This is a genomic window from Alphaproteobacteria bacterium (assembly GCA_030740435.1).
Classification (GTDB): Bacteria; Pseudomonadota; Alphaproteobacteria; order UBA2966; family UBA2966.
In genome coordinates this window covers 1-10,826 of sequence record JASLXG010000076.1, presented here as the reverse complement: position 1 = coordinate 10,826, position 10,826 = coordinate 1, and the positions used below count along the sequence as shown (strand labels likewise).

Sequence of the window (10,826 nt, the reverse complement as noted above, 5' to 3'; positions counted from 1 at the left end):
TGGTCGTAATAGTCCCCGATGCGCACCTTGGTCATGGGCCAAGGCGTCACCGCATCGGCCACGTCCATGCGGCTGGCGGCCACCAGATCCATCAGGCCCTGGTTCTCGCCGTCGGGGTGGATGACCATGATGATGCCTTCGGGCCTGAGACGGTCGGAGGCCTTGTGGCACCAGGGCAGGAAATGTTCTTCGTAAAGCGCCGGATAGGTGATCATGTCGTCGACGTTGGCCGACCAGTGGACGGCGTCCACGCCCGAGGCCGCCAGCACCTCGATGAGCTGATCGTAATAATTCCCCAGCGCCTCGATGAGCGCCGCCATCTGGTCGGGATAATCGTGGTGGTGGAGGTAGAATTCGGTGGCGTCGAGGAAGGTCTTCTGGATGAAGTGCATGGGCGATGTGCAGCCCAGGCCGGCGCCCCAGGAGACCACGACGCCGTCGTCGCCGGTGGCCCGGCGCCAGGCGTTGTAGCGCTCGTAGGCCGGTTTGATCTTGATGTTGCCGAAGATGTGGGCCAGCGGCGCGTAGTCCTCGGGCCCCTTGATGGCGTGCTCCTTGACCCAGCCGGCGGAGGCGCCGGCCTTCTTCATCTCGGTGGTCATGCCGTGGCGCACGCTGACCATGCCCACCGGCGTGTGGTACTCGACGTGCGTCATCTCCTCCTTCTCGCTGTGCTCCGGCGTCACCCGGATATCCACGTCGCTGGGGAATTCGAATGTAAAGGCGCACTCCTTGACGTCGACCAGGCCCAGCCCCCAGTGGTCCAGATCCTGGGGCCGGGCCGGTTTTTGGAATTCGGGCACGAACTTGTGCAGCGGCCAGCCCAGGCTGCGGTGGATCTGGTCGATGCTCATGCCGGCGAAGCGTTGGGGCAGCGTGTCGGTCAACACCTTGGCGTTGTGCCAGAGATCGATGCGCGGCACCCAGGGGATGACGTCGACTTCTTGGCCCCGGAAGACGGCCATGATGGTGTCGCGATGGTTCATGATGCTTTTTCCTATTGCGAAATTCCTACTCCGGCCACTGCCGTCCCGCCCAGTCCAGGGTCTCGTCCAGCGCCAGGCCGAAACGGCGGAAGAGCTCGTCGATTTCCCCCTCCGTGATGATCAGCGGCGGCGCCAGCACCGCGGCACCGCCGATGGGCCGCACGAAAAGCCCGTTGGCCTGGCAGCGATCGCCGAAATGCTTGGCCAGCGCGCCCTCGGGCTCGCCTCTGCCGCGGGTTTCCTTGTCCAGCACCAGCTCGACCGCGCCCGCCAGGCCGAGCGTGCGCACCTCGCCCACCAAGGCATGATCGGCAAACTTGCCTATGGCCTTGTGGAAGTGCGGGATGATGCCCTGCACGTAGCCCAGAATATCGCGCTCCTCGATCAGCTCCAGAACCCGCAATGCCACCGCCGCCGCCACCGGGTGGCCGTGGTAGGTGCCGGCGTGGGAGAACATGCCGACCTGGTCGCTACCCTTTTCCAGGCCTTCGTAGAAATCCTCCGACATGACCACGGCGGAGATCGGCTGGTAGGCCGAGGAAAGCCCCTTGGCCATGGTGACGCACTCGGGCTCAAGGCCGAAGGTCTCGAAGCCGAACATCTCGCCGGTGCGGCAAAACCCGGTCACCACCTCGTCATCGAAGAATTTGATTTCGTAGTCCCGCAGCAGCGCCGTCAGCTTCTGCCAGTAGGTCTTGGGCGGCACCGCCAGGCCGGCGCTCACTGACACCGGCTCGGCCAGGAAGGCGCCGATGGTCTCGGGCCCCTCGTTCTCGATCAAGTCCTTGAGCTCGGCCACCACGCGTGAGGCGAATTCCTCCTCGCTCTCGCCGGCTTCGGCCAGGTTGTAGTAGTCGGGCTGTTGGGTATGCAGGAAGCCGGCGATGGGCAGGTCGAAACCGGCATGGTACTTGGCCCAGCCGGTCAGGCTGGCCGTGGCGATGGTGGCGCCGTGGTAGCTGCCGAGCCGCGAGATGACCTTCTTGCGCTTGGGCTGGCCCACGGCGTTGTTGTGGAACCAGAGGAACTTGACCAGGGCGTCGTTGGCCTCGGACCCCGACACCGCAAACGCCACCTTGGCGTTGGCCATGGGCACCAAGGCGCAAAGCTTCTCCGCCAGTTGTTCGACCACGGGCAAGACCCGGTGCATGGCCGAGACGTAGAAGGGCATCTCGCGCATCTGCTTGACGGCGGCCTCGATCAGCGCCTCTTCGCTGAAACCGAGCGCCGTGCAGTAGAACGAGGAAACCCCTTCGATATAGTCCTTGCCCTCCTCGTCGAAGACGAACACGCCCTCGCCGCGGGTGATGACCAGGGGCTGGCGCTGGCGCCCTTCCGCCAGGTTGGTGAAGCCCATCAGCAGGGCCGGATCCCGGCGGTTCGGCATGGCGATCGGCTGTGTCGACACGGCGCTTCCCCCTTTTCGTCACGGTATCGGCCGACGGTAGCGCAGATCAGGCGCCACGGGAATGTCAGAGCCTCGGCGAGGTCTCATGACCCGGCTCTTGTGACCCCGGTCCGGACCCCGCCGACGCTAAACTTGTTCCTCCGCGAAGTGCTCGTTAACCAGCTGCCAGACGTCGTCGGCGAAGTCGAAGAAATAGGGCGGCGGCCGTTCGGCCGTACGGCGCGTCAGAAATCCCTTCTTCATCAGGCTGGCCGCCACGCTGCTGGTATGGGTGGCCATGATGGTTTGCTGGCGGTTGGCGACGGCACTGGCTATCCATTCGTGCTCGTCGGCGCCAAGCCTGGGCAGCCGCCAGAGGATTTTTTCCAGTTCCGCCTCGCGGTTTTGCCGCCTGGCAATCGCCGTCACCGCCTCGGCGCCGACCCTGGCCTCGCCGACCAGGGCGCTGCGCGTCGCCCGCCAACCCAGCACCAGTGCCTGGGTCAGCAACGTCGTGGCGCTGAAGGCAAAGGCCAGGCCGATCAGCGTCCACCAGCCGGCCAGGATTCCGGCCAGGCCGAGCTGCCCGCGATAGGGCTCGGGAAGCCACAGGCCCAGGGCGCAAAAGAGGGCGACGGTGAGCAGCGGAACGGGGTTGGCGACGACCTTGATGGCGCCCCGCAGCAGCCCCCGGGCGCTGAGGCCTTGCAGCCGGATGAGGAATTTCTCGAAGCCGGTCTTGCGGATTTGCACCCTCGCTGCCCAGGAAGTTCCGTCGCTGCCGACGCGCCGCTGGGCAATGGCGATTCGGGCCGCGCGATAAAGCCGCACCATGGCCTGGGCCAGCAGGGCCGAGAGGCTGAAGGCCAGCGCCAGGCTGATCAGCGCCCGCCCGCCGGCCTCGATCTCGACAAAGCGCAGGTCCGAGCGATAGGGCTCCGGCAGCCATAGATAGAGGGTGGCGAGCAGCGTCACGGCAATCAGCAACTGGGGCTTGCCGAACCAGCCGATAACCCTTCTTGGGGCGCCGGAAATCACATCCATGCGATCAGTCCAGCCCGCTTGCTGCCTCCTCGGGCGTTCAGTATTTGGCGAACACCCGGCTGTCCTGGTCGCCCCAGAGAATCACGGCAAAGCGCTCGCGCTGGCCGCCCTGTTCCATGCCGGGCGAGCCGATGGGCATACCCGGGACGGCCAGGCCCTGCGCTTGGGGGCGTTCTGTCAGCAAGCGCTTGATCTCGCGAGCCGGCACGTGGCCCTCGATGGTGTAACCGCCGATGCGCGCCGTGTGGCAGGATTCCAGGCGCCCGGGGACGCCGAATTCCCGCTTTATCGGGTCCATGTCCTCACGCTTTTCGACGGCGACGCTGAAACCGGCGTCGCGCATGCGCTCGACCCACGAGCCGCAGCAGCCGCACCAGGGGGACTTGTAGACCACCATGTCGGCCTCGGCCCGGCTGGGCCCGCCCGAAGTCAGGTACCAGCCGGCCGCGCCGGCCAGCGCCAGGCCGGTAACGGCGCTAAGGATCAGGGAACGTCGGGAAAGTTTCATCATCCGTCCTCGAGCTGCGGCTGCTTACCCCCTCCCAGGGGAATATGGGCATCCGCCAAACCGAATCCCACCGCTAGCGCGCTGCGAACAAATTCTTGATGCAAGGTCCCAGGTCGAATCGCGCCAGCTCGGCCGTCGAGGCCGTCTGGGGCAGGGTGCGCTGGCAGCCGCTTTGTGCCGCCTCGCGGATCGAGGCGCGCAGGATCTCCGCCTGCCCCGGCGTCAGCCAATGCAGCGGCGTCGGTTTGAGGTCGGGCGCCAGGGTCAGCAGCGAGGCCAGCTGGTGGCGCTGGAACACCAGATAGAGGTGGTAGTCGTTGCCCGCCACATCGAAGCCGTCGTCGACGTAGGTGCGGCCGCCGGCCAGGCTGAGCACGATGTGGGGATGCACGGCCAGCACCGGAGCGTTGATCGAGCGGTATCTGAATTCGTCGCGGCGGTCCTTGGTGACGTGCAGAAAATTCTTCAGCGTCAGCTTCAGCGTGTGGCGTTGATAGATCTCGCGCTCTGTTGCCGCTTGCGCCCGCCCGCTCTCGGCCCCGGCGGGCCGAGGCAGCATGGCGAGGCCGGTCATGACGCCGGCCAGGGCGCAAATCATCAGCCGTCTTCGAGGATCCGCAGTCATCGGCTCTCCCCTTCCGATATCGCGGTAAAATGTCATCCGCCTTCAGTTTAGGCTCGATAGCTGCCGTTGGGAAAGCACCTTTTCACCTGTTCACGCGGTCGTGTTGGGCTAGCCTCTCGGGGGTTCAACGGGCGAGGTCCGAGGAGGAGAAAACCATGGTCAAGTTTCTCAAACGGGGTATCGAACAAAGCGCCGTCGACGAGGCCGACGCCGAAGTGCGGGCGCTGGTCGAGGGCATTCTGGCCGATGTCGAGGCGCGGGGCGATGTGGCGTTGCGCCAGCTTTCGCAGAAATTCGACGACTGGAACCCGGCCGATTTTCGTCTCACGGAATCCCAGATCGAGGCCGCCATGGGCCGGGTCTCGCGCCAAGATCTGGAAGACGTCAAATACGCCCAAGCCCAGGTGCGTGCCTTCGCCGAACGCCAGCGGGCCTGCCTCCAGGACCTTGAGGTCGAGACCATGCCCGGGGTGGTGCTGGGCCACAAGAACATCCCGGTCGACTCGGTGGGCTGTTACGTGCCCGGCGGCAAGTACCCCATGGTGGCCTCGGCCCACATGAGCGTGGTCACGGCCCGGGTGGCCGGGGTGCCGCGCATCGTCGCCGCGGCGCCGCCCCATGACGGCGGGCCGCACCCCGCCATCGTCGCCGCCATGCACCTGGGCGGCGCCGACGAAATCCTGGTACTGGGTGGCGTCCAGGCGGTGGCGGCGATGGCGCTGGGGACCGAGACGCTGGCGCCCGTCGACATGCTGGTGGGGCCCGGCAACATGTACGTCGCCGAGGCCAAGCGGCAATTGTACGGCCGCGTCGGCATCAATCTTTTCGCCGGCCCCACCGAGACCCTGATCATCGCCGACGAGACGGTGGACGGCGAGCTTTGCGCCATCGATTTGTTGGGCCAGGCCGAGCACGGCCCGACCTCGCCGGCGGTGCTGCTGACGACCTCGGAGGCCCTGGCCGCCGACACCCTGGCCGAGGTCGAACGCCAGCTCGAGATCCTGCCGACAGCCGAGATCGCGCGCACTTCGTGGGCCGATTACGGCGTTATTTGCCTCTGCGAAAGCGAGGCCGAGATGCTGGCCGAGGCCAACCGCCTGGCCTTCGAGCACGTCCAGGTGATGACCCGTAATGCGGAGTATTTTCTCGACAACATGACCAACTACGGCGCCATGTTTCTCGGGCCGCGGACCAATGTCAGCTTCGGCGACAAGGTCATCGGCACCAACCACACGCTGCCCACCAAGCGGGCCGGGCGCTATACCGGCGGCCTCTGGGTGGGCAAGTTCATCAAGACCCATACCTACCAGCGCGTGCTCAGCGACCAGGCCTCGGCCGAGCTGGGCGAGATCTGCTCGCGGCTTTGTATGCTGGAGGGCTTCGCCGGCCACGCCGAACAGGCCAACCTGCGGGTGCGCCGCTACGGCGGCCGCAACGTCGCGCCCTATACCGCGGTCGAGCCTTTGGGCCGCGAATAATGCCGCCTCCCTTTTTTCAGGATGGCCAGCAGTCGACCATCGATGGCGACCAGGCCGGCGGCGATCAGGGCCAGTCCGGCGAGGTGAACGATTCCCAGGCTCTCGCCCAGGAACACGAAGCCCAGCCAGACGGCCAGCGGCGGCATCAGCAAGGTCACGAGCAAGAGGTTCGTCGCCCCGGCGCTGGCCAGCAGGCGGAAATAGACGACATAACCCAGTGCCGTCGACAACAGCGCCAGGCCGGCGATGGCGGCCCAGGTCTCGGCGCCGGGCGGCGCCAGCGTCCAGGGCCGGTCGGCCAGCAGGACCAGGGGCAACAGCAAGAGCGTCGAGGCCGTGACCTGGCCGGTCGCGGTCTCCACCGGGGCCAGGCCGAGCGCCGCGAAGCGCCGGCCCCAGACCCCGGCGCAGGCGTAGGAAAGGGCGGCGGCCAGGACGGCGAGCTGGGGCCAGAGGTTGCCGCCCAACTCGCCGACATCCGGTCCCAGCATCAGCGCCACGCCGGCCAGGCCCAGGGCGCAGCCCAACAGGCGCGGCCCGCTCAGCTTTTCGTCGGCCGTCACGGCATGGGCCAGCAGCACGGTAAAGAGCGGCGTGGTGGCGTTGAGGATGGCGGCCAGGCCGCTGGCGATGGTGGTCTGGCCCCAGACGATGAGGCTGAAAGGGAGCGCGTTGTTCAACAGCCCCATGACCAGGAAGGCGCGCCAGTGCCGCCACGGTGGCCGCCGGCCCAACACCACCAGCGCGCCCTGCAATATGAGCGCCGCCAGCCCCACCCGGGCCAGCACCAGGCTAAAGGGTGGCAGTTCCGTGACGGCGACGCCGGTGAAGAAGAACGAACCACCCCACAACAGCGTCAGCGCCAGCAGCAGCGGCCACTCGCGAGCGTTCATGGGGCGGTTGATGGAAGTCGTCATTGCCGTCGCTCCTGGTGTTGAGAGACGGCAGGTGTAGAGGCTCGAGGAGGCCGGCGCATTCCGATTGTTGCGGCGCGAAGCGTAAAGTGGGGTCAGCTCCGGTAGCGCTCCTCTTCGGCGTAGTATTCGTCGAGGCCGGCCAGGCGGTTGAGGTGGTCCCACTGGACGATGCGTTCGGGCAGGCCGCCCTGGTGCATGGTTGCCGCGGCCTCTTCCATGGCCTGGATCGAGACGTTCAGCATGGTCGCCGCCCAGAGCATGATCTTGAAGCCCAGATCGTCGAGCTGGGCCGCCGTTACGGCTTGTTCGGCGATGCCCTCGACGGTGACGTAGACCTTGGGCAGCGCCACGCGCCCGGCCAGGCGTTCGAGTTCGGCCGGGCTTTCGGCGCCTTCGAGATATACGGCATCGACGCCCAGGTCCTGGTAGGCCTCGGCGCGCCAGAGCGCCTCTTCGAAGCCCAGCGTGGTGGCGGCGTCGGTGCGGCCCAGGATAAGGATATCGGCGCCCTCCTCGCGGGCATCGACGGCGGCGCGAAGGCGGGCCACGGTCTCGGCCCGGTCGACCACCTCGACGCCGGCGGCCAGGCCGCAGCGCTTGGGTAGCGTTTGGTCCTCGATCATGACGCAGGCGAAGCCGGCGTTGGCATAGCCCGCTACCGTACGCTTGACGTTGACGGCGTTGCCGTAGCCGGTGTCGCCGTCGCCGATCACCGGGATGGGCACGGCGGCGCAGATATTGCGCCCCTGGTCGAGCATCTCGGCGTAGGAGATCAGGCCGCTGTCAGGCAGGCCGAGCCTGGCCGCCGCCACCGCCAGGCCGCCCATGAAAGCCAGCGGATAGCCGGCCCGGGCGACGATGCGGGCGGAAATGGCGTCGTGGCAGCCGGGCAGCACGATCAGGCCGGGCTCGTTCAACACCTCACGCAGGCGTTCGACTTTCTCGCTCATGGTGATTTCTCCCTGGGCTTCAATTTCTCGACCAATCCGGCCAGGCCTTCGGGCATGACATACATCAGCCCCAACAGGATCAAACCATAGACCGGGAACGAAAGCGCGCCCGAGGCGCCGGCCGCCAGTTCGGGTAAATAGCAGATCAACAGCCCGCCGAAGACGGCGCCCCAGACCGAACCCACGCCACCGGCCACGGCGCCCACCAGCAGCAGGATGGAAAAGAAGATGGTGAAGCCGTCGGGGGCGATGAAATCCTCCAAAAGCGCCGCCAGGCCGCCCGCCAGGCCGGCGCAAAAGCCGCTGACGGCGAAGGCCTGGGCCCGGGTGCGGGCCAGGTTGATACCCATGGCGCGGGCCGCCAGGGGCTGGTCGCGCGAGGCCCGCAGCGCCAGGCCGAAGCGCCCGCGTACCAGATTGCCGGCGAGCCAGATGACGGCACCCAGCAGGACCAGCACGACGAAATACCAGAACTGGTCGTCGCTCAGCCCCAAGACGCCGCCGGGACGCTCGAGGTAGAGCCCCTGAACACCTCCGGTCCAGGCCTCCAGATGGCTTGACTTGAGCACCTGCGGCACCGCCAAGGCCAGTCCCCAAGTGGCCATCACCAGATGCACGGCGGCCAATCTCAAAGCCGCATAACCGAAGCCCAGGCCGGCCAGCCCGGCGACCAAAGCTGCCAGCGGCAGCGCCGCCGCCACCGGCCAACCCTGGCCCGTCAGGATGGCCGTGAGGTAGGCACCGATGGCATAAAAGGCGACGTGGCCGATGGAAAGCTGGCCGGCCTGGCCGGTCAGCAGGTTGAGGCCGACCACGGCGATGGCAAAGACCCCGGCCATGGCCAGGCGGTAGGTGTCGTAGCCCTCGAGCAGGAAGGGCAGGACCAGAGGGCCAGTCCGATTCCCAGCACCAGCGCCAGGCGGCGCACGGTGGTCGGGGGCGGCGGGCGGAAGGGCATGAGGGTGGGATCCAAGGGTGGCAGGCAGAGGGCACCGGCAGGCAGCAAAATCGGCGGAGCGGATGCCTGCGGCCACCGTGCCTGCCGCCAAATTACCACATCGCGTCGTGACCGCGAGTTCAGCCGCTGCGGCGACGGCCGAACCCGGTGACGGCGCTCTTGCACCACTCGTCGGGACGCCCCCCGGCATCTTAGGGACCGTCTTGCGATCCACACCAAACACCCGCGAAGCCTCGCGGGTGCTCATCCCCACAACACGACACGCCCACCGAACCCGTGCGTACAAATCGACTCGATACATCCCTCCGCCTTCCAGTCAGAGCAACTCTGACCGAAGGCTATGGACGGTCCCATTTTGCTCCGCCGCTGTCATTTTAGGCGGGCGGCAGGATGCTCATCTGTCGCTTGTAGATTTTGAACAAGTTGTAGGTTGCGGTGCGGGTGATGCCAGGGATCCTCGGCAGTCTGTTGGTGATGAAATCGAGGTGATCGTCGTTCGAGCGAAACGCCGCCGAGGCGTTGATATTGTAGCTGCCGGTTATGAGGGCCACGAAATAGACCTCCGGGATCGCGCTGAGTCGCTCCGCGACGTCAGCCTGCGCGGGCGCGCCGCAGTAGCGGCGGGTCGCAGTCGCTCCCGTTGCACCAAGACCAAGCAGCAAAGAAACACACTTGGTATCGGCGCTAAGCCGCCCCCCTGGGGGGCGGAGGCCAAGGGCGCGGATGCGCCCGCCCGGTGAGGGACTAACAAAAAGCCGCCTGTGGCGGCGCCCGCCCGGTGAGGGTCGACAAAAGGCTCTTCACCCCCCCAGGCTACCCAGATCCTCGAGCGGCGGGGCGTACCAGTAGGCGCCGCTGACCGGCCGTGAGAATTCGATCAGGCGGTCGTAGATGCCGTCACCGGCGATCCCGAACATGCGCCTGAGCAGGATGTCGAAATGTCCCAGGCTGCGGGAAAAGGCCAGGAAATAAAGCCCGTGTTCCTGCACCGAGCCATAGGGAAAACTGCGCCGATAGATGGTCAGCGGCGCCCCGTCGAGGGCCGTGTCGGTGCGGCTGACGTGGGAATCGGGCGGCATGCGTTCGGGCCCCAGTTCGACGCTGTCGGCCTTGGTGCGGCCGATGACGTTCTCCTGTTCGTGTTCCGCCAGGGCGCCGAACGAGCCCAGGTCATGCACCCAGCGCTGGCTCAGCACGAAGGCGCCGCCGGCGCCGGCCTCGCCGGCCGGGATCAGGGCCGTCGCCTGGCGCTCCTGGCCGCTGGGGTTGGCGGTGCCGTCGATGAAGCCGGTGAGGTCGCGGGAATCGGCGCCGATGAAGCCCGACTGGTCGACGCAGCTGGCTATCTCCGGGGCGACGATGCGGTTGACGTCCAGCGCCACCTCGAAGTTCTCGTCGTGGCGTGGGCCGTGGATCCAGAACAAGAGATCCCCCTGGGTGGCCGGGGCGCCGGCACCAATGGCCGCCGCGATGGCCTCGAAGGGCCTGAGGTCGGCCGGCATGCGGTCGCCCGCCAGCCGTTGCCAGAGGCCGGCGCCGAAGGCCACGACCAGGTTGGGGCCGCCGCTCGAGGCCAGGCCGCGGGCGCTGAATACCGCCGCCGCCACGGCCGCCAGGTCGGCCCCGGGGCGCAATCCGTATTCCATGACGAAGTGCTGCGCGCTGCCCTCGGCGAAGATTCCCGATTGTGGGGTTGCCATGACATGTCCTTCACAATTCGCTAGCCAGACCGGAATAACCAGAATGCGGCAAACTGCCATGTGCGCCAATTGACGACAATTCCAAATTGCCGCCCATACCCGGATTATGGCTGGCCTTTGCCCTTCCAGCGACGCCGATCGGCAGAGGCCATCCGGGTTAGCCCGCGTTTCTCGCCGGGTCATGGCCTGCGCGGCGCTGTGGCGTCGACAGGGAAGGAGAGCTGCGCCGCGCGATGTGGGGCATCGGGCAAGCAGCTCGACGTCCCCTGTCGG

Annotated in this window: 11 protein-coding genes; 1 reads left to right on the top strand and 10 read right to left on the bottom strand. The window is 66.9% G+C overall.

Annotated features, from left to right (window positions below):
* From QGG75_09150 to QGG75_09130, 5 genes are all read right to left on the bottom strand, one after another.
* On the bottom strand, positions 1 to 986 hold a 986-nt coding region (locus tag QGG75_09150), incomplete at its 3' end, for a uroporphyrinogen decarboxylase family protein (protein ID MDP6067404.1).
* A 25-nt stretch (positions 987 to 1,011) separates the two neighbouring features.
* Positions 1,012 to 2,394, bottom strand: a complete 1,383-nt coding sequence (locus tag QGG75_09145) for an aminotransferase (GenBank protein MDP6067403.1) — start codon at positions 2,392 to 2,394, stop codon at positions 1,012 to 1,014.
* Positions 2,395 to 2,520: 126 nt separating this feature from the next.
* Positions 2,521 to 3,417: a super-infection exclusion protein B gene (locus tag QGG75_09140; protein ID MDP6067402.1), complete on the bottom strand. Its 897-nt coding sequence runs from the start codon at positions 3,415 to 3,417 to the stop codon at positions 2,521 to 2,523.
* A gap of 37 nt (positions 3,418 to 3,454) precedes the next feature.
* Positions 3,455 to 3,925 carry a DUF411 domain-containing protein gene (locus QGG75_09135; protein MDP6067401.1) on the bottom strand — a complete coding sequence of 157 codons (471 nt, stop codon included), beginning with the start codon at positions 3,923 to 3,925 and terminating at the stop codon, positions 3,455 to 3,457.
* A 73-nt stretch (positions 3,926 to 3,998) separates the two neighbouring features.
* On the bottom strand, positions 3,999 to 4,550 hold the full coding sequence (locus QGG75_09130; GenBank protein ID MDP6067400.1) for a hypothetical protein: 552 nt from the start codon (positions 4,548 to 4,550) through the stop codon (positions 3,999 to 4,001).
* Positions 4,551 to 4,705: 155 nt separating this feature from the next.
* Between QGG75_09130 and hisD the strand changes: the two genes are divergently transcribed.
* Positions 4,706 to 6,028, top strand: coding sequence for a histidinol dehydrogenase (gene hisD, locus QGG75_09125; GenBank protein ID MDP6067399.1), 1,323 nt, complete (start codon positions 4,706 to 4,708; stop codon positions 6,026 to 6,028).
* Here hisD and QGG75_09120 read toward each other — a convergent pair.
* The 5 genes from QGG75_09120 to QGG75_09100 all read right to left on the bottom strand — a co-directional run bounded on the left by QGG75_09120 (position 5,995) and on the right by QGG75_09100 (position 10,553).
* Entirely contained in the window at positions 5,995 to 6,945 is a 951-nt protein-coding gene (locus QGG75_09120) for a DMT family transporter (GenBank protein MDP6067398.1), read from the bottom strand. The genes hisD and QGG75_09120 overlap by 34 nt on opposite strands.
* Before the next feature lie 92 nt (positions 6,946 to 7,037).
* Entirely contained in the window at positions 7,038 to 7,895 is an 858-nt protein-coding gene (locus QGG75_09115) for an isocitrate lyase/PEP mutase family protein (GenBank protein MDP6067397.1), read from the bottom strand.
* The gene (locus QGG75_09110; GenBank protein ID MDP6067396.1) at positions 7,892 to 8,734 is read right to left on the bottom strand and encodes a branched-chain amino acid ABC transporter permease; all 843 of its coding nucleotides are present in this window, start codon (positions 8,732 to 8,734) and stop codon (positions 7,892 to 7,894) included. Before QGG75_09110 ends, QGG75_09115 begins: the two co-directional genes overlap by 4 nt.
* Positions 8,735 to 9,227: 493 nt before the next feature.
* On the bottom strand, positions 9,228 to 9,515 hold the full coding sequence (locus QGG75_09105; protein MDP6067395.1) for an Lrp/AsnC ligand binding domain-containing protein: 288 nt from the start codon (positions 9,513 to 9,515) through the stop codon (positions 9,228 to 9,230).
* Positions 9,516 to 9,653: 138 nt separating this feature from the next.
* Entirely contained in the window at positions 9,654 to 10,553 is a 900-nt protein-coding gene (locus tag QGG75_09100) for a Dyp-type peroxidase (GenBank protein ID MDP6067394.1), read from the bottom strand.
* Between the last annotated feature and the right edge of the window lie 273 nt (positions 10,554 to 10,826).